Source organism: Pseudooceanicola sp. DL12 (genome assembly GCF_056270665.1).
This window is the reverse complement of record NZ_CM149884.1, coordinates 3,555,018-3,573,992: the sequence shown is the minus strand read 5'-3', so window position 1 is coordinate 3,573,992 and position 18,975 is coordinate 3,555,018. Positions and strand designations below refer to the sequence as shown.

The following is an 18,975-nucleotide window of genomic DNA, read 5'->3' as shown; positions in this document are numbered from 1 at the left end:
TCCGAACCCCCTGTCTCGATAGGGCGCAATACCGGGGCCCGACGGTATTCGCACCCGTAAGAGAAACGAAAGGTGACATCCGTCATGGCTCAGACCTTCCTCGGTCAGAAACGTCTTCGCAAATACTACGGCAAGATTCGCGAAGTTCTCGAAATGCCGAACCTCATCGAGGTTCAGAAAAGCTCTTACGAACTCTTCCTGAAATCCGGCGACGCACCGCAGCCTACCGATGGCGAAGGTATCATGGGCGTCTTCCAGTCGGTCTTCCCGATCAAGGATTTCAACGAGACCGCAGTTCTCGAGTTCGTCAAGTACGAGCTGGAAAAGCCCAAGTACGACGTCGACGAATGCATGCAGCGCGACATGACTTATAGCGCGCCGCTTAAGGTCACCCTGCGCCTCATCGTGTTCGATATCGACGAGGATACCGGCGCCAAGTCGGTCAAGGACATCAAGGAACAGGACGTCTTCATGGGCGACATGCCCCTGATGACCCCCAACGGTACGTTCATCGTGAACGGCACCGAACGTGTCATCGTGTCCCAGATGCACCGTTCGCCGGGCGTGTTCTTTGACCACGACAAGGGCAAGACGCACTCCTCGGGCAAGCTGCTCTTCGCCTGCCGCATCATTCCTTATCGCGGCTCCTGGCTCGACTTCGAATTCGACGCCAAGGATATCGTTTTCGCGCGTATCGACCGTCGCCGCAAACTGCCGGTCACGACCCTGCTCTATGCTCTCGGGCTGGACCAGGAAGCGATCATGGACGCCTACTACGAGACGGTGAACTACACCTATCGCAAGGGCCAGGGCTGGGTGACGAAGTTCTTCCCGGAACGCGTCCGCGGGACCCGTCCGACCTACGACCTCGTGGATGCCGACAGCGGCGAGATCATTGCCGAAGCCGGCAAGAAGGTCACTCCGCGCGCAGTCAAGAAGCTGATCGATGAAGGCACGGTGAAGAACCTGCTGGTGCCCTTCGACCGTATCGTCGGCAAGTTCGTGGCCAAGGACATCATCAACGAGGACAACGGCGCCATCTATGTCGAGGCCGGCGATGAGCTGACCCTCGAGTACGACAAGGAAGGCGAGATCACTGGCGGTACCCTGCAGGAGCTGCTGGAAGCCGGCATCACCGAGATCCCCGTTCTGGACATCGACAACATCAATGTCGGTCCCTACATGCGCAACACCATGGCGATGGACAAGAACATGGGCCGCGATACCGCGCTCATGGACATCTATCGCGTGATGCGCCCCGGCGAGCCGCCGACCGTCGAAGCCGCGTCCTCGCTCTTCGACACCCTGTTCTTCGACAGCGAGCGCTACGACCTCTCGGCCGTTGGTCGCGTCAAGATGAACATGCGTCTGGCCCTCGAAAAGCCCGACACCCAGCGGACCCTCGATCGCGAAGACATCGTCCAGTGCATCAAGGCCCTGGTCGAACTGCGCGACGGCAAGGGTGAAATCGATGACATCGACCACCTCGGCAACCGTCGTGTGCGGTCGGTCGGCGAACTGATGGAAAACCAGTACCGTGTCGGGCTGCTCCGCATGGAGCGCGCGATCAAGGAGCGCATGTCTTCCGTCGAGATCGACACGGTCATGCCGCAGGACCTGATCAACGCCAAGCCGGCTGCAGCTGCCGTGCGTGAATTCTTCGGCTCCTCGCAGCTGTCGCAGTTCATGGACCAGACCAATCCGCTGTCCGAAGTGACGCACAAGCGTCGCCTGTCGGCCCTCGGGCCGGGCGGTCTGACCCGCGAACGCGCAGGCTTCGAAGTGCGCGACGTTCACGCTACGCACTACGGCCGGATGTGCCCGATTGAAACGCCGGAAGGTCCGAACATCGGTCTGATCAACTCGCTGGCCACCTTTGCCCGCGTGAACAAGTACGGCTTCATCGAGACCCCCTATCGCACGGTCAAGGACAAGCAGGTCACCGACGAGGTGCACTACATGTCCGCAACCGAGGAACAGCGTCACGTGGTGGCTCAGGCCAACGCATCGCTGGACGAGGAAGGCCGTTTCACCAACGAAATGGTCAACACCCGTCAGGCCGGTGAATATACGCTGACCCCGACCGAGGCAGTTGATCTGATCGACGTGTCGCCGAAACAGCTGGTTTCGGTGGGTGCCTCGCTCATTCCCTACCTGGAAAACGACGACGCCAACCGCGCCCTCATGGGTGCGAACATGCAACGTCAGGCCGTGCCGCTGCTTCGTGCAGAGGCGCCGCTGGTCGGTACCGGCATCGAGGGCAAGGTTGCCATCGACTCCGGCGCTGCCATTCAGGCGCGCCGCGCCGGGATCATCGACCAGGTCGATGCCCAGCGTATCGTGATCCGGGCCACCGAGGACCTCGAGCTGGGTGACGCGGGCGTCGATATCTACCGCCTGCGCAAGTTCCAGCGCTCGAACCAGAACACCACGATCAACCAGAAACCTCTGGTGAAGGTTGGCGACCTGGTCGAGAAGGGCGAAGTGATTGCCGACGGTCCGTCTACCGACATGGGCGAACTGGCCCTGGGCAAGAACATCATCGTCGCCTTCATGCCCTGGAATGGCTACAACTACGAAGACTCGATCCTGATCTCCGAGCGCATCGCGCGTGACGACGTCTATACCTCGATCCACATCGAGGAATTCGAAGTCGCTGCCCGTGATACCAAGCTCGGGCCGGAAGAGATCACCCGCGACATCCCGAACGTCGGCGAGGAAGCCCTGCGCAACCTCGACGAAGCGGGCATCGTCTACATCGGTGCAGACGTGGAGCCGGGCGACATCCTGGTTGGCAAGATCACTCCGAAGGGCGAAAGCCCGATGACGCCGGAAGAGAAGCTCCTCCGTGCCATCTTCGGTGAAAAGGCCTCCGACGTCCGTGACACCTCGCTGCGCGTCAAACCCGGCGACTACGGTACCGTCGTGGAAGTCCGCGTCTTCAACCGCCACGGCGTTGAAAAGGACGAGCGTGCCCTGCAGATCGAACGCGAGGAAGTCGAGCGCCTGTCGCGCGACCGCGACGACGAGCTGGCCATTCTCGACCGCAACATCTACGCCCGCCTGAAGGACATGATCCTGGGCAAGGTGGCGGTGAAGGGTCCCAAGGGCGTCAAGGCCGGGTCCGAGATCACCGAAGAACTGCTGGGCACCCTGTCCCGCGGTCAGTGGTGGCAGCTCGCCCTGGAAGACGACAAGGAAGCCCAGATCGTCGAGGCCCTGAACGAGCAGTACGAGGTGCAGAAGCGCGCCCTGGATGCCCGTTTCGAGGACAAGGTCGAGAAGGTCCGTCGTGGCGACGATCTGCCGCCGGGCGTGATGAAGATGGTCAAGGTCTTCATCGCCGTGAAGCGCAAGCTGCAGCCGGGCGACAAGATGGCCGGTCGTCACGGGAACAAGGGTGTCGTGTCGCGCGTCGTGCCGATGGAGGACATGCCGTTCCTCGCAGACGGTACGCCGGTCGACTTCTGCCTCAACCCGCTGGGTGTGCCGTCGCGTATGAACGTCGGTCAGATCCTCGAGACCCACACGGGCTGGGCCTGCCGTGGTCTCGGTCTTAAGATCGACGACGCCCTGCAGGACTACCGTCGTTCGGGTGACCTGACCCCGGTTCGCGAAGCGATGCGCCTGGCCTATGGCGACGATGTCTACGAAGAAGGCATCGAAGGCATGGACGAAGCGCACCTGATCGAAGCGGCCAGCAACGTCACCCGTGGCGTGCCGATCGCGACCCCGGTCTTCGATGGTGCCAAGGAGGAAGACATCAACGAGCGTCTGACGCGCGCTGGTTTCGACACCTCCGGTCAGTCGATCCTCTTCGACGGCCGCACCGGCGAACAGTTCAGCCGCCCTGTCACCGTCGGCATGAAGTACATGCTGAAACTGCACCACCTGGTCGACGACAAGATCCACGCGCGTTCGACCGGTCCGTACTCCCTTGTCACGCAGCAGCCGCTGGGTGGTAAGGCACAGTTCGGTGGTCAGCGCTTCGGTGAGATGGAAGTCTGGGCTCTGGAAGCTTACGGCGCCGCTTACACGCTGCAGGAAATGCTGACCGTGAAGTCGGATGACGTCGCCGGCCGGACCAAGGTCTACGAAAGCATCGTCAAGGGCGAGGACAACTTCGAGGCCGGTGTGCCCGAATCCTTCAACGTTCTGGTGAAGGAAGTCCGCGGCCTCGGCCTGAACATGGAACTCCTGGACGCCGAGGACGAGGAATAAGCGGATCCAGACAGGGTGCGTGACACCGCGCACCCTGTCCCCGCTTCTCCCTCTCCCAACGCTCCCTCATCGAGGAAAAAGACATGAACCAGGAACTGACGAACAACCCGTTCAACCCGCTGACGCCGCCCAAGGTCTTTGACGAGATCAAGGTTTCGCTGGCGTCGCCGGAACGGATCCTCTCGTGGTCCTACGGCGAGATCAAAAAGCCGGAAACCATCAACTACCGTACCTACAAGCCGGAGCGGGATGGCCTGTTCTGCGCGCGTATCTTTGGCCCGATCAAGGACTACGAGTGCCTCTGCGGCAAGTACAAGCGGATGAAATATCGCGGCGTCGTCTGCGAAAAGTGCGGCGTAGAAGTCACGCTGCAAAAGGTCCGTCGCGAGCGCATGGGCCACATCGAGCTGGCCGCACCCGTGGCGCACATCTGGTTCCTGAAATCGCTGCCGTCCCGCATCGGCCTGATGCTGGACATGACGCTGCGTGATCTGGAACGCGTTCTCTACTTCGAAAACTACGTCGTCATCGAGCCCGGTCTGACCGACCTGCAATACGGCCAGATGCTGACCGAAGAAGAGTTCATGGATGCGCAGGATACCTACGGCATGGACGCCTTCACGGCGAACATCGGTGCCGAAGCTATCCGCGACATGCTGGCCCAGATCGACCTGGAATCCGAAGCCGAGAACCTGCGTGCCGACCTGGCCGAGGCGACTGGTGAACTGAAGCCCAAGAAGATCATCAAGCGCCTGAAGGTCGTTGAATCCTTCCTCGAGTCGGGCAACCGCCCCGAGTGGATGATCATGACCGTGATCCCGGTCATTCCGCCCGAACTGCGCCCGCTGGTGCCGCTGGACGGTGGCCGCTTCGCGACCTCCGACCTCAACGACCTGTACCGCCGCGTGATCAACCGGAACAACCGTCTGAAGCGTCTGATCGACCTTCGTGCGCCCGACATCATCGTGCGCAACGAAAAGCGGATGCTGCAGGAATCCGTGGATGCCCTCTTCGACAACGGCCGTCGCGGCCGGGTCATCACCGGCGCCAACAAGCGTCCGCTGAAGTCGCTGTCCGACATGCTGAAGGGCAAGCACGGTCGTTTCCGTCAGAACCTTCTGGGCAAGCGCGTCGACTTCTCCGGCCGTTCGGTCATCGTGACCGGGCCGGAGCTGAAGCTGCACCAGTGCGGCCTGCCGAAGAAGATGGCGCTCGAACTCTTCAAGCCCTTCATCTACTCGCGCCTGGAGGCCAAGGGCCTGTCCAGCACCGTGAAGCAGGCGAAGAAGCTGGTCGAAAAAGAGCGTCCGGAAGTCTGGGACATCCTCGACGAGGTCATTCGCGAGCACCCGGTTCTGCTGAACCGCGCGCCCACGCTGCACCGTCTTGGCATCCAGGCGTTCGAACCCACGCTGATCGAAGGCAAGGCGATCCAGCTGCACCCGCTCGTCTGCTCGGCATTCAACGCTGACTTCGACGGTGACCAGATGGCCGTCCACGTTCCGCTGTCGCTGGAAGCCCAGCTGGAAGCCCGCGTCCTGATGATGTCGACGAACAACGTTCTGTCGCCCGCCAACGGCGCGCCGATCATCGTTCCGTCGCAGGATATGGTCCTGGGTCTCTACTACACCTCGATCGCCCGTGACGGCATGAAGGGCGAGGGCATGGTCTTCTCGAACATCGAGGAGGTCCAGTACGCGCTTGATACCGGCGCCGTGCACCTGCACGCCAAGGTCATCGCACGCGTTCCCCAGATCGACGAGGAAGGCAACGAGATCGTCACCCGGTTCGAGACGACCCCCGGTCGTGTCCGCCTCGGTGCGCTGCTGCCGCAGAACGCAAAGGCGCCCTTCGAACTGGTCAACCGTCTGCTGCGGAAACGCGACATCCAGCAGGTCATCGATACCGTCTACCGTTACTGCGGTCAGAAGGAATCGGTCATCTTCTGTGACCAGATCATGCGCATGGGCTTCCGCGAAGCCTTCAAGGCCGGCATTTCCTTCGGCAAGGACGACATGGTCATCCCCGACAACAAGTGGGAGATCGTCGAGGAAACGCGCGACCAGGTGAAGGATTTCGAACAGCAGTACATGGACGGCCTGATCACCCAGGGCGAAAAGTACAACAAGGTTGTCGATGCCTGGTCGAAGTGCAACGACAAGGTCACCGAAGCCATGATGTCGACCATCTCGGCCATCCCCCGCAACGAGGACGGCTCCGAGGGCGAGATCAACTCGGTCTACATGATGGCCCACTCCGGTGCCCGGGGCTCGGTCACCCAGATGAAGCAGCTCGGCGGGATGCGCGGCCTGATGGCCAAGCCGAACGGCGACATCATCGAGACGCCGATCATCTCGAACTTCAAGGAAGGCCTGACCGTTCTCGAGTACTTCAACTCGACCCACGGCGCCCGTAAGGGTCTGTCGGATACCGCCCTGAAGACGGCAAACTCGGGTTACCTGACCCGTCGTCTGGTGGACGTCGCCCAGGACTGCATCGTGCGCGAGCATGACTGCGGCACCGAGCGCGCCATCACCGTCGGCAACGCAGTCAACGACGGCGAGGTCGTGGCGACCATCGGCGAGCGTATCCTGGGCCGTGTGGCGGCCGACGACGTGCTGCGTCCGGGTACTGACGAGATCGTTGTCAAGAAGGGCCAGCTCATCGACGAGCGCCTGGCCGATGCGGTTCAGGACGCCGGCGTCCAGTCCATGCGCATCCGTTCGCCCCTCACCTGTGAGGCGGATGACGGTGTCTGCGCCATGTGCTACGGTCGCGACCTTGCACGCGGCACGATGGTCAACCAGGGCGAAGCCGTGGGTATCATCGCGGCCCAGTCGATCGGTGAACCCGGTACTCAGCTGACGATGCGGACCTTCCACATCGGCGGCGTTGCGCAGGGTGGTCAGCAGTCCTTCCTCGAGTCCTCGACCGACGGTATCGTCTCCTTCGAGAACGCGAGCCTGCTCGACAACGCCAACGGCGAAACGCTCATCATGGGCCGGAACATGAAGCTCCGGATCCTCGATGAGCACGGCGAGGAACGTGCCAGCCACAAGCTGGGCTACGGTACCAAGCTCTTCGTCAAGGATGGCGAGAAGATCACGCGCGGCACCAAGCTGTTCGAATGGGACCCCTACACCCTGCCGATCATCGCCGAGAAGGCCGGTACCGCCCGCTATGTCGACCTGGTGTCGGGTATCGCCGTTCGCGACGAGACCGACGATGCCACCGGCATGACGCAGAAGATCGTGATGGACTGGCGCGCTGCTCCCAAGGGCAACGAGCTCAAGCCCGAGATCATCATCGTCGACACCGATGGCGAGCCGGTCCGCAACGATGCGGGCAACCCGGTGACCTACCCGATGTCCGTGGATGCCATCCTCTCCGTCGAAGACGGTCAGGAGATCCAGGCCGGTGACGTCGTCGCGCGTATCCCGCGCGAAGGCGCGAAGACGAAGGACATTACCGGTGGTCTGCCGCGTGTGGCCGAACTCTTCGAGGCGCGTCGTCCCAAGGACCACGCCATCATCGCCGAGATCGACGGCTATGTCCGCTTCGGTCGCGACTACAAGAACAAGCGTCGCATCACGATCGAACCGTCGGACGAGAGCATGGAGCCCGTGGAATACATGGTGCCCAAGGGCAAGCACATCCCGGTCACCGAGGGCGACTACGTTCAGAAGGGCGACTACATCATGGACGGCAACCCGGCGCCGCATGACATCCTTGCCATCATGGGTGTCGAAGCGCTGGCGAACTACATGATCGACGAGGTTCAGGACGTCTATCGCCTGCAGGGCGTGAAGATCAACGACAAGCACGTCGAGGTCATCGTTCGCCAGATGCTGCAGAAGTGGGAGATCCTCGACAGCGGTCAGACGACCCTGCTCAAGGGCGAACACGTCGACAAGATCGAGTTCGATCAGGCCAACGAGAAGGCAGAAGCCAAGGGCCTGCGCCCTGCAACCGGCCAACCGATCCTGCTCGGGATCACGAAGGCCTCGCTGCAGACGCGTTCCTTCATCTCTGCCGCCTCGTTCCAGGAAACCACGCGGGTTCTCACCGAGGCATCGGTGCAGGGCAAGCGCGACAAGCTGGTCGGCCTGAAGGAAAACGTGATCGTGGGTCGTCTGATCCCCGCCGGTACCGGTGGCGCCACCCAGAAGGTGCGTCGCATCGCGACGGACCGCGACAATGTCGTGCTGGACGCCCGCCGCGACGAGGCCGCCCAGGCTGCTGCCCTGGCCGCGCCCTCGGCCGATACCATGGCAGAGACGCCCGAAGCCGGCGAATGATCGCCTGATCGCACCGCGAAACTTTCGGAAGGGCCCCCGCAAGGGGGCCTTTTCTTTTGGCCGCGGCAATGGCAAAGGCCGCAGGTCGGCACGGGGCCGGCCACGGTCTTGAAAAGGCTCCACAAGGATGAGCGACAATATCCGCGCCGCGGCGCTCATGGTCCTGGCGCTCGCGCTGCTGGCGCTCAACGACGGGCTGATCAAGATGGTGGCCCTTGGCCTGCCGCTTGCGCAGATCGTGGTGGTCCGCAACAGCGTCACAACCCTGGCACTCTTCTTCGCGCTGCTGCGCGGTGGACGGGCCTTGCGCCTGTCGCGGCGGGACCTCGGGTTGTCGGTCATCCGTGGCATCGGAGAGGTCGGGTCGGCCTACTTCTACCTCATGGGCCTGATCGCGCTCCCCTTCGCCAACGTGGTCGCCATCCTGCAATCGGCGCCGCTGGTGGTCACCCTCGCCGCGGCGCTCTTCATGGGCGAGAAGGTCGGCTGGCGCCGCCTGCTGGCCATTCTCGCGGGCTTCCTGGGGGTATTGCTGATCGTGCGACCCGGGACGGAGGGGTTCAACACCTTCACGCTCTACACGCTCACTGCGGTGATCTTCATCACCATCCGCGATCTCGCCACCCGCAAGCTCTCGCCGGAGGCGCCGGCGCTCACCGTCACGGCCTTCACCTCGGTCTTCGTGCTGGTCTTCTTCCTCATCCTCGCGCTACAGGAACCCTGGGTGCCCATGACGGGGCGCTCGATCGTGGCGATCCTCTTCTGCTCGGCCTTCGTGCTCGGTTCCTACATCACCACGATCCAGGCGATGCGCCTGGGTGAGGTCGCCTTCGTGTCGCCCTTCCGCTACTCCTCCCTGCTCTGGGCGCTTCTCCTGGGGCTGGTCTTCTTTGGCGAGTGGCCAAGCCTGATGACGCTCCTCGGCTCGGCCATTATCGTGGGATCGGGCCTCTTCATGCTCTACCGCGAGCACAGGGTGTCCCCCGTGATCGCCCGGCGTGCGGAAACGGGGATCCCCGAGGACCACATCTGACGCTGCGTCCTGACGTGGGTGCGTCGCGGGGCAGGGGGCGGCAGGGCGGGGCGCGGCAGGAGATTGCCACCTGATTGCCCGCCATGGCCTTGACCTCCGGTCGCGAAGCGGGCTAGGGCGTGCCATCGGCCACACAGGCAGAGGGCCCGCCGGAGTGCGGCGGAACCGGGCATGAGCCAGGGCGAGAGACGCCCGCTCCGTTCAGCTCTTGTTGACAACCTCTCCGACTCCCCCTATACGCGCCCCAATCAGGCGAGGGGGCCGCCCCTTTGCCTTCCAGGTTTGAAGTGGTCAAGATCCGGGCGAGAGCCCCGATCCTCTGGAAAACCCACCGCGTCGTTCTCCGTGTACGAGGGGACGGATGCGGTTTTTTACGTTGCGCGCATGTGACATGCCTCGCAGCGGAAAATGCGCGGGGCCGAGGCGCCGCAAAGGAATCGCGGTGCGAAAGTGCCGTAAGGAACCCGGTCCCGGCGGACGCGCCAGTGACCATTGGAAGGAAATCCGCATGGGGAGACGGCCCCTCATGCAGCACATGTGTTAGAGACGGGAAAGTAACCCTATGCCTACGATCCAGCAGCTGATCCGCAAGCCGCGGCAGCCCAAAGTAAAACGCTCGAAGTCGATGCACCTGGAGCAATGCCCGCAGAAGCGTGGCGTTTGCACCCGCGTGTACACCACGACCCCGAAAAAACCGAACTCCGCTATGCGGAAAGTTGCGAAGGTTCGCCTGACCAACGGCTACGAGGTCATCTCGTACATCCCCGGTGAATCCCACAACCTGCAAGAGCACTCCGTCGTGCTCATCCGCGGCGGCCGGGTGAAAGACCTTCCGGGTGTCCGTTACCACATCCTCCGCGGTGTGCTGGATACCCATGGCGTCAAAGATCGTAAGCAACGCCGTTCGAAATACGGCGCGAAGCGTCCGAAGTAAGAGGATCAACAGATGTCTCGTCGTCACGCCGCAGAGAAGCGCGAAATCCTGCCCGACGCCAAATATGGTGACCGGGTTCTGACCAAGTTCATGAACAACCTGATGATCGACGGCAAAAAGTCGGTCGCGGAAAAGATCGTCTACAACGCGCTCGACCGCGTTGAGTCGAAAGTCAAACGTGCCCCCGTGGAAATCTTCCACGAAGCGCTCGACAACATCAAACCCTCGGTCGAAGTCCGTTCGCGCCGTGTGGGTGGTGCCACCTACCAAGTGCCCGTCGAAGTGCGCCCCGAGCGCCGCGAAGCTCTGGCCATCCGCTGGCTGATCACAGCGTCGCGCGCCCGTAACGAAAACACCATGGAAGAGCGCCTGGCAGGCGAACTGCTCGACGCCGTCAACTCCCGTGGTGCAGCCGTTAAGAAACGCGAAGACACGCACAAGATGGCCGACGCGAACAAAGCGTTCAGCCACTACCGCTGGTAAACTCCGGAAAGGCAGAGGCCCAAAATGGCACGCGCATACCCGCTCACTCGTTACCGTAACTTCGGCATCATGGCTCACATCGATGCCGGCAAGACCACCACGACCGAGCGTATTCTCTACTACACCGGCCGCTCCCACAAAATTGGTGAGGTCCACGATGGCGCCGCCACCATGGACTGGATGGAGCAGGAACAGGAACGCGGGATCACGATCACCTCGGCTGCCACCACGACCTTCTGGCAGTGGCAGGAAGATCCGACCCCCGAGGGTACCGATGACACGAAGTTCCGCTTCAACATCATCGACACCCCCGGTCACGTCGACTTCACCATCGAAGTTGAACGTTCCCTGGCCGTGCTTGACGGTGCTGTCTGCCTTCTGGACGGTAACGCCGGCGTCGAACCCCAGACCGAAACCGTGTGGCGTCAGGCCGACCGCTACAAGGTTCCGCGGATCGTGTTCGTCAACAAGATGGACAAGATCGGCGCAGACTTCTTCAACTGCGTGAAGATGATCAAGGACCGCACCGGCGCAACCCCCGTTCCCGTCGGCATGCCGATCGGTGCAGAGGATCAGCTGGAAGGCACCATTGACCTGATCACCATGGAAGAGTGGGTCTGGAAGGGCGACGACCTCGGCGCAGGCTGGGTCCGTCAGCCGATCCGTGAAGAACTCAAGGATCTCGCCGAAGAATGGCGCGCCAACATGATCGAGAACGCCGTCGAAATGGACGACGCGGCCATGGAAGCGTACCTGGAAGGCGAAGAGCCTGACGTTCCCACGCTGCGCAGCCTGATCCGCAAGGGCACCCTGTCGCTGTCCTTCGTTCCGGTTCTCGGCGGCTCCGCGTTCAAGAACAAGGGCGTGCAGCCCCTGCTGAACGCCGTCATCGACTTCCTGCCCGGTCCGCTCGACGTGCCGCCCTACATGGGCTTCTCGCCGGACGACGAGACCGAAGAGCGTAACATCGCCCGTCACGCATCGGACGAAGAGCCGCTCTCCGGCCTGGCATTCAAGATCATGAACGACCCGTTCGTGGGTTCCCTGACCTTCACCCGCATCTACTCTGGTGTGATGAAGAAGGGAGACTCGATCCTGAACTCCACCAAGGGCAAGAAAGAGCGCGTCGGTCGTATGATGATGATGCACTCGAACGATCGCGAAGAGATCGACGAGGCATTCGCAGGTGACATCATCGCGCTGGCCGGTCTGAAAGAGACCACCACCGGTGATACCCTCTGCGCCCAGAACGCCCCCGTTGTTCTCGAAACGATGACCTTCCCCGATCCGGTGATCGAGATTGCCGTCGAGCCGAAGACCAAGAACGACCAGGAAAAGATGTCCGCCGGCCTGCAGCGCCTGGCGGCAGAAGACCCCTCCTTCCGCGTCGAGACCGACCTCGAGTCCGGTCAGACCATCATGAAGGGCATGGGCGAACTTCACCTGGACATCCTGGTCGACCGCCTGAAGCGCGAATTCAAGGTCGAAGCCAACATCGGCGCCCCGCAGGTTGCCTACCGCGAGACCATCGGTCACGAGGTCGAGCACTCCTACACCCACAAGAAGCAGTCGGGTGGTTCGGGTCAGTTCGCAGAGGTCAAGCTGGTCATCACTCCGACCGAGCCGGGCGAAGGCTATTCCTTCGAGTCCAAGATCGTTGGTGGTTCCGTTCCCAAGGAATACATCCCCGGCGTTGAAAAGGGCATCAAGTCGGTCATGGACTCCGGTCCGCTGGCAGGCTTCCCGGTCATCGACTTCAAGGTCGCGCTGATCGACGGTAAGTTCCACGACGTCGACTCCTCGGTCCTCGCCTTCGAAATCGCCGCACGTATGTGCATGCGTGAAGGGATGCGGAAGGCCGGCGCCAAGCTGCTGGAACCGATGATGAAGGTCGAAGTTGTCACCCCGGAAGAATACACCGGCGGCATCATCGGCGACCTGACCTCCCGTCGTGGGCAGGTCTCGGGTCAGGAGCCGCGCGGCAACGCTGTTGCCATCGCTGCCTTTGTCCCGCTGGCCAACATGTTCGGCTACATCAACACCCTGCGCTCCATGTCCTCGGGTCGCGCGCAGTTCACGATGCAGTTCGACCACTACGACCCGGTTCCGCAGAACATCTCGGAAGAGATCCAGGCGAAATACGCATAAGCAGCGGTGCGGGGACTTCCCCCGCACCCTACACCACCCCGTAGGGTGCGTGCACGGCACGCACCGCCAGAACGAACAAGGAGTCCTACCATGGGTAAGGAAAAGTTTGAGCGCGGCAAACCGCACTGCAACATCGGTACGATCGGTCACGTTGACCACGGCAAGACGACGCTGACGGCTGCGATCACGAAATACTTCGGTGATTTCAAGGCCTACGACCAGATCGACGGCGCGCCGGAAGAAAAGGCCCGCGGGATCACGATCTCGACCGCGCACGTTGAATACGAGACGGAAGCCCGTCACTACGCGCACGTCGACTGCCCTGGCCACGCCGACTACGTGAAGAACATGATCACCGGTGCTGCGCAGATGGACGGCGCGATCCTGGTTGTGAACGCAGCTGACGGCCCGATGCCGCAGACGCGCGAGCACATCCTGCTGGGCCGCCAGGTGGGTATTCCCGCCATGGTCGTGTTCATGAACAAGGTTGACCAGGTCGACGACGAAGAGCTGCTCGAGCTCGTCGAGATGGAAATCCGCGAACTGCTGTCGGCTTACGACTTCCCCGGCGACGACATCCCCGTCATCGCAGGTTCGGCCCTGGCCGCACTGGAAGGCCGTGACCCGGAAATCGGCGAAGAGAAGATCAAGGAACTGATGGCCGCCGTGGATGCCTACATCCCGCAGCCTGCACGTGCCGTTGACCAGCCCTTCCTGATGCCGATCGAAGACGTGTTCTCGATCTCGGGCCGTGGTACGGTTGTGACCGGCCGCGTGGAACGTGGTGTCGTGAACGTCGGCGACGAACTTGAAATCGTCGGCATCAAGGACACCAAGAAGACGACCTGCACGGGCGTTGAAATGTTCCGCAAGCTGCTGGACCGCGGTGAAGCCGGCGACAACATCGGCGCCCTGCTGCGCGGTATCGACCGTGAAGGCGTCGAGCGTGGCCAGGTTCTCTGCAAGCCGGGTTCGGTCAAGCCGCACACCAAGTTCGAAGCCGAAGCCTACATCCTGACCAAGGAAGAAGGTGGCCGTCACACGCCGTTCTTCGCGAACTACCGCCCGCAGTTCTACTTCCGCACGACGGACGTGACCGGCACGGTTCAGCTGCCCGACGGCACCGAGATGGTGATGCCCGGCGACAACCTGAAGTTCACCGTCGAGCTGATCGCTCCGATCGCCATGGAAGAGAAGCTGCGCTTCGCTATCCGTGAAGGCGGCCGGACCGTTGGTTCGGGCGTTGTCTCCAAGATCATCGAGTGATGATCGCGCAGGCTGAGGGACACCCCCGCAGCTGACGCAATCGATAGGAAACGGCGGGGGAAACCCCGCCGTATCTCTTATCGCCACCGAAAGGTGTAATTCCCTCTGGACAGCCTGTCCGGAAGTGATTATGCCGCGCCAATTCCAAACGGCGGGTTGCCCTGTTTTGCAGGGTCCGCCGCGTGGGTTCGACGAGGGGCAGGGCTGATCCCTGCTCGTCCTATCAACTCCAACGCCGCGAAAGGCTGACAAAATGAGCCAAACCATTCGCATTCGGCTGAAGGCATTCGATTACCGCGTCCTGGATTCCAGCACGCAGGAAATCCTGAACACGGCAAAGCGCACCGGCGCAACCGTCCGTGGCCCGATCCCGCTGCCCAACAAGATCGAGAAGTTCACGGTTCTCCGTGGCCCTCACGTCGACAAGAAATCCCGCGATCAGTTCGAGATCCGCACGCACAAGCGTCTGCTCGACATCGTGGATCCGACCCCGCAGACGGTGGACGCGCTGATGAAGCTCGACCTCGCCGCCGGCGTGGATGTCGAGATCAAGGTGTAAGGGAGGCAACTGAATATGCTGCGTTCCGGTATCATCGCAAAGAAAGTCGGCATGACCCGGCTTTTCATGGAAGACGGGAAGCAAATCCCCGTCACCGTCCTGCAACTCGACAAGCTGCAGGTCGTGGCTCAGCGCACCGCTGACGCCCACGGCTACACCGCAGTTCAGCTCGGCGCCGGCACGGCCAAGGCCAAGCGTACCTCGCAAGCCATGCGTGGTCACTTCGCTGCCGCCAACGTCGAACCCAAGCGCAAGGTTGCAGAATTCCGCGTCGACCCCGAAAACCTGATCGGTGTTGGCGAAGAAATCACCGCAGACCACTACTTCGAAGGCCAGTACGTCGACGTGTCCGGCACCTCGATCGGTAAGGGTTTCGCGGGTGGCATGAAGCGTCACAACTTCGGCGGTCTGCGTGCCTCGCACGGCGTCTCGATCTCTCACCGTTCGCATGGTTCGACCGGTCAGTGTCAGGATCCGGGCAAGGTCTTCAAGGGCAAGAAGATGGCCGGCCACATGGGTGCCGTCCGTGTGACCACCCAGAACCTCCAGGTCGTCAAAACCGACGCCGACCGTGGTCTGGTCTTCATCAAGGGCGCCGTTCCCGGCTCCAAGGGTGGCTGGGTAACCGTCAAGGATGCCGTCAAGAAGCCGTTCCCCGAGAACGCCATTCTGCCGGCTGCCCTGAAATCCGCCGCTGAAGAAGCTGCGAAAGCCGCTGCCGAAGCCGCTGCCGCTGCAGAAGCCGAAGCCAAGGCCGCCGAAGAGGCAGCCGCCGCAGAAGCCGCCGCCGCTGAAGAAGCCGCTCTGAAAGAAGCTGAAGCTTCGATCGAAGCTGACAAGAAGGAAGGCGAAGAATGAAACTCGACGTGATCAATCTGGACGGCTCCGCAGCCGGTTCCGTCGATCTCGGCGACGAGATCTTCGGCCTGGAGCCGCGTGCAGACATCCTGCACCGCGTTGTCCGCTGGCAGCGCAACAAGGCTCAGGCAGGTACCCACAAGGTCCTGACCAAGTCGGAAGTCAGCTACTCGACCAAGAAGATCTATCGCCAGAAGGGCACCGGCGGCGCACGCCACGGCTCCCGCAAGGCGCCGATCTTCCGCAAGGGTGGTATCTACAAGGGCCCGACGCCCCGCAGCCACGGGCATGACCTGCCCAAGAAGTTCCGCAAACTCGGCCTGAAGCATGCTCTGTCTGCCAAGGCAAAGGCCGGCTCGCTGGTCATCATCGAGAACGCGGAAGCCGAAGGCAAAACTTCGATCCTGGCCAAGCAGGTTGCAAACCTCGGCTGGAAACGCGCCCTGATCATCGACGGTGCCACCGTCAATGAAGGTTTCGCCCGCGCCGCCGCCAACATCGACGGCCTGGACGTTCTGCCCTCGATGGGTGCCAACGTTTATGACATCCTGAAGCGTGACACCCTGGTGCTCACGAAGGCGGGTGTCGAAGCTCTGGAGGCCCGTCTGAAATGAGCGCGAAAGCAGAACACTACGACGTGATCCGCAAGCCGGTCATCACCGAGAAGGCAACCATGGCATCGGAATCCGGTGCAGTGGTCTTCGAAGTGTCGATCGATGCCAACAAGCCGCAGATCAAGGAAGCCGTCGAGGCTCTCTTCAATGTCAAGGTGAAGTCGGTCAACACGACCATCACCAAGGGCAAGGTCAAGCGGTTCCGTGGCCAGCTCGGCAAGCGGAAAGACGTCAAGAAAGCCTACGTGACCCTCGAAGAGGGCAACACGATCGACGTCTCCACCGGCCTCTGATCCGTGTTGCGGGATTCGTCCCGGCACTGAAAGAACCTGGCCCCTCGCCGCAAGGCGGGGGGCCTTTCCCGTTCCAAGGGCCCGGTCGTGCCGGTCGCCCGCCACAGCAATGGATGCCTCAATGATCCCCTGGGAAGAACTGGCCCGCGCCGAGGCGCCCGAGGGCGACACCCTGCGTCTCTTCCGGCGCGGCACGGAATATTCCATCCGCCTGCAGGACGGCAACGAACTGATGAACAGCCGCCTTGGCGGGTCCGAAATTGCTCTGGCGACCCTGGCCCTCGACCGCATCGCTGGTCGTCCGGCGCCTCGTGTGCTCATCGGCGGCCTCGGCATGGGCTTCACCCTCCGTGCCGCTCAGGACCAGGCGCCTGCCGATGCCCGCCTTGTCATTTCCGAGCTGGTGCCCGAGCTGATCACCTGGGCCACAGCGCACATGGGAAGCGTCTTTGGCGACAGCCTCTCCGATCCCCGGGTCGAGATCCGCACCGGCGACGTGGTGGCCGAGATCGCGGCTAAGGCGGGCGTTTACGATGCCATTCTGCTCGATGTCGACAATGGCCCCGACGGCCTCACCCGGGGCGCCAACGATGCGCTCTACAGTGAGGCGGGCCTGGCGGCCACGCATCGGGCGTTGACGCCGCGCGGCGTGCTGGCGGTCTGGTCGGCTCATCCATCGGCGCCCTTCACCAAGCGCCTGGCGCGCGCCAACTTCGACGTCAAGGTCGAGAGCGTGCGAGCGGGGCGTAGCAAGCGCGGCGCCCGACACACGGTCTGGACGGCAGTGCGCAAGGGCCCCTAGGCCCCTCTGCGCGCCCGCACGGGGCCTTGCAGGCGGGGCCAACGGGTGAGGCCTGTGCGGCAGGGCAGGGCGCCGGCACGCGGGTCGGTCTGCGGGCTCCTCTCCCAATGAGGGCATGATCCGTCCCGGCCTCTTGCCACCCTCCGTCATCCCTGCTAAACGCCCCCAATCGCGAAGGCCCCGGATTCGTTCCGGGGCCTTCGGATATGTTCGCCGGGGACCTTCGGGGCCCTATACTACAGGGTAGTGTGTCAGCTGCAGGCAATTCCGACCTGCACGGCAAGTACCCAATACATAGCGGCCCTCGCTTTGGGGTCGCGCTTGCTAAACGGAAGACAGAAAGCATGGCACTTAAGTCGTACAAACCGACGACGCCGGGCCAGCGCGGGCTGGTGCTGATCGACCGTTCGGAGCTGTGGAAAGGACGCCCCGTCAAAGCCCTCACCGAGGGTCTGACGAAATCGGGCGGCCGGAACAACACCGGACGGATCACCTCGCGCCGTCGCGGCGGCGGGGCGAAACGCCTCTACCGGATCGTTGACTTCAAACGTAACAAATTCGACGTTGAAGGCGTCGTGATGCGGATCGAATATGACCCGAACCGCACCGCCTTCATCGCGCTGATCCAGTATGTCGATGGTGAACAGGCCTATATCCTGGCACCGCAGCGTCTGGCAGTGGGCGACAAGGTCGTCTCCTCCCAGAAGGCCGACATCAAGCCCGGCAACTCCATGCCCTTCTCGGGGATGCCGATCGGTACGATCGTCCACAACATCGAGCTGAAGCCCGGCAAGGGCGGCCAGATTGCACGCGCTGCAGGCACCTACGCCCAGTTCGTCGGTCGTGATGGCGGCTACGCACAGATCCGCCTGTCCTCGGGCGAGCTGCGCATGGTCCGTCAGGAATGCATGGCCACCGTCGGCGCCGTCTCGAACCCCGACAACTCGAACCAGAACTACGGTAAAGCCGGTCGTATGCGCCACAAGGGCATCCGTCCGTCGGTCCGTGGTGTGGTTATGAACCCGATCGACCACCCGCACGGCGGTGGTGAAGGCCGTACCTCTGGTGGCCGTCACCCGGTTACCCCCTGGGGTAAGCCCACCAAGGGTGCGAAAACCCGCAAGAACAAGGCAACGGACAAGTACATCATCCGTAGCCGTCACGCGAAGAAGAAGGGTCGCTAATCTATGGCACGTTCTGTTTGGAAAGGCCCCTTCGTTGACGCTTACGTCCTGAAAAAGGCGGAAGCGGCACGCGAGTCGGGTCGTAGTGAAGTCATCAAGATCTGGTCGCGTCGCTCGACGATCCTGCCCCAATTCGTGGGCCTGACGTTCGGCGTCTACAACGGTCAGAAACACATCCCTGTCAACGTCTCGGAAGACATGATCGGTCAGAAGTTCGGTGAATACTCCCCGACCCGGACCTATTACGGTCACGCCGCGGACAAAAAAGCGAAGCGGAAGTAA

14 protein-coding genes are annotated in these 18,975 nt (G+C 62.3%); all 14 read left to right on the top strand.

Translation table 11 applies throughout. The annotated features are described in order from the left end of the window. The first annotated feature begins 84 nt into the window (after positions 1 to 84). The 14 genes from rpoB to rpsS all read left to right on the top strand — a co-directional run bounded on the left by rpoB (position 85) and on the right by rpsS (position 18,975). Positions 85 to 4,221: a DNA-directed RNA polymerase subunit beta gene (gene rpoB / locus AC0WR5_RS16630; RefSeq protein ID WP_475864795.1), complete on the top strand. Its 4,137-nt coding sequence runs from the start codon at positions 85 to 87 to the stop codon at positions 4,219 to 4,221. Between the two features lie 83 nt (positions 4,222 to 4,304). Then, positions 4,305 to 8,519: a DNA-directed RNA polymerase subunit beta' gene (gene rpoC / locus AC0WR5_RS16625; protein WP_475864794.1), complete on the top strand. Its 4,215-nt coding sequence runs from the start codon at positions 4,305 to 4,307 to the stop codon at positions 8,517 to 8,519. A 127-nt stretch (positions 8,520 to 8,646) separates the two neighbouring features. Next, on the top strand, positions 8,647 to 9,552 hold the full coding sequence (locus tag AC0WR5_RS16620; protein WP_475864793.1) for a DMT family transporter: 906 nt from the start codon (positions 8,647 to 8,649) through the stop codon (positions 9,550 to 9,552). 562 nt (positions 9,553 to 10,114) lie between these two features. Continuing rightward, positions 10,115 to 10,486: a 30S ribosomal protein S12 gene (gene rpsL, locus AC0WR5_RS16615; RefSeq protein WP_097145475.1), complete on the top strand. Its 372-nt coding sequence runs from the start codon at positions 10,115 to 10,117 to the stop codon at positions 10,484 to 10,486. Positions 10,487 to 10,498: 12 nt separating this feature from the next. Then, positions 10,499 to 10,969 carry a 30S ribosomal protein S7 gene (gene rpsG / locus AC0WR5_RS16610; RefSeq protein WP_475864792.1) on the top strand — a complete coding sequence of 157 codons (471 nt, stop codon included), beginning with the start codon at positions 10,499 to 10,501 and terminating at the stop codon, positions 10,967 to 10,969. 24 nt (positions 10,970 to 10,993) lie between these two features. Further along, entirely contained in the window at positions 10,994 to 13,117 is a 2,124-nt protein-coding gene (gene fusA / locus AC0WR5_RS16605) for an elongation factor G (RefSeq protein ID WP_475864790.1), read from the top strand. Positions 13,118 to 13,207: 90 nt separating this feature from the next. Continuing rightward, the gene (gene tuf, locus AC0WR5_RS16600) at positions 13,208 to 14,383 is read left to right on the top strand and encodes an elongation factor Tu (RefSeq protein ID WP_475864789.1); all 1,176 of its coding nucleotides are present in this window, start codon (positions 13,208 to 13,210) and stop codon (positions 14,381 to 14,383) included. A 253-nt stretch (positions 14,384 to 14,636) separates the two neighbouring features. Further along, positions 14,637 to 14,942, top strand: a complete 306-nt coding sequence (rpsJ, locus tag AC0WR5_RS16595) for a 30S ribosomal protein S10 (protein WP_010137465.1) — start codon at positions 14,637 to 14,639, stop codon at positions 14,940 to 14,942. Between the two features lie 15 nt (positions 14,943 to 14,957). Next, on the top strand, positions 14,958 to 15,800 hold the full coding sequence (rplC, locus tag AC0WR5_RS16590) for a 50S ribosomal protein L3 (protein WP_475864787.1): 843 nt from the start codon (positions 14,958 to 14,960) through the stop codon (positions 15,798 to 15,800). Then, positions 15,797 to 16,414 (top strand): 50S ribosomal protein L4, encoded by a 618-nt coding sequence (gene rplD, locus AC0WR5_RS16585; protein WP_475864785.1) that lies wholly within the window; start codon positions 15,797 to 15,799, stop codon positions 16,412 to 16,414. The genes rplC and rplD overlap by 4 nt, the downstream gene beginning before the upstream one ends. Then, positions 16,411 to 16,707 carry a 50S ribosomal protein L23 gene (locus AC0WR5_RS16580; protein WP_475864784.1) on the top strand — a complete coding sequence of 99 codons (297 nt, stop codon included), beginning with the start codon at positions 16,411 to 16,413 and terminating at the stop codon, positions 16,705 to 16,707. The genes rplD and AC0WR5_RS16580 overlap by 4 nt, the downstream gene beginning before the upstream one ends. Before the next feature lie 121 nt (positions 16,708 to 16,828). Next, on the top strand, positions 16,829 to 17,509 hold the full coding sequence (locus AC0WR5_RS16575; RefSeq protein WP_475864783.1) for a spermidine synthase: 681 nt from the start codon (positions 16,829 to 16,831) through the stop codon (positions 17,507 to 17,509). A 344-nt stretch (positions 17,510 to 17,853) separates the two neighbouring features. Continuing rightward, positions 17,854 to 18,693, top strand: coding sequence for a 50S ribosomal protein L2 (gene rplB, locus AC0WR5_RS16570; RefSeq protein ID WP_475864781.1), 840 nt, complete (start codon positions 17,854 to 17,856; stop codon positions 18,691 to 18,693). 3 nt (positions 18,694 to 18,696) lie between these two features. Then, positions 18,697 to 18,975, top strand: coding sequence for a 30S ribosomal protein S19 (rpsS, locus tag AC0WR5_RS16565; RefSeq protein WP_475864779.1), 279 nt, complete (start codon positions 18,697 to 18,699; stop codon positions 18,973 to 18,975).

Coding starts and splice junctions, on each gene's coding strand:
- rpoB (WP_475864795.1), top strand. CDS start 85: ATGGCTCAGACCTTCCTCGGTCAGAAACGTCTTCGCAAATACTACGGC.
- rpoC (WP_475864794.1), top strand. CDS start 4,305: ATGAACCAGGAACTGACGAACAACCCGTTCAACCCGCTGACGCCGCCC.
- AC0WR5_RS16620 (WP_475864793.1), top strand. CDS start 8,647: ATGAGCGACAATATCCGCGCCGCGGCGCTCATGGTCCTGGCGCTCGCG.
- rpsL (WP_097145475.1), top strand. CDS start 10,115: ATGCCTACGATCCAGCAGCTGATCCGCAAGCCGCGGCAGCCCAAAGTA.
- rpsG (WP_475864792.1), top strand. CDS start 10,499: ATGTCTCGTCGTCACGCCGCAGAGAAGCGCGAAATCCTGCCCGACGCC.
- fusA (WP_475864790.1), top strand. CDS start 10,994: ATGGCACGCGCATACCCGCTCACTCGTTACCGTAACTTCGGCATCATG.
- tuf (WP_475864789.1), top strand. CDS start 13,208: ATGGGTAAGGAAAAGTTTGAGCGCGGCAAACCGCACTGCAACATCGGT.
- rpsJ (WP_010137465.1), top strand. CDS start 14,637: ATGAGCCAAACCATTCGCATTCGGCTGAAGGCATTCGATTACCGCGTC.
- rplC (WP_475864787.1), top strand. CDS start 14,958: ATGCTGCGTTCCGGTATCATCGCAAAGAAAGTCGGCATGACCCGGCTT.
- rplD (WP_475864785.1), top strand. CDS start 15,797: ATGAAACTCGACGTGATCAATCTGGACGGCTCCGCAGCCGGTTCCGTC.
- AC0WR5_RS16580 (WP_475864784.1), top strand. CDS start 16,411: ATGAGCGCGAAAGCAGAACACTACGACGTGATCCGCAAGCCGGTCATC.
- AC0WR5_RS16575 (WP_475864783.1), top strand. CDS start 16,829: ATGATCCCCTGGGAAGAACTGGCCCGCGCCGAGGCGCCCGAGGGCGAC.
- rplB (WP_475864781.1), top strand. CDS start 17,854: ATGGCACTTAAGTCGTACAAACCGACGACGCCGGGCCAGCGCGGGCTG.
- rpsS (WP_475864779.1), top strand. CDS start 18,697: ATGGCACGTTCTGTTTGGAAAGGCCCCTTCGTTGACGCTTACGTCCTG.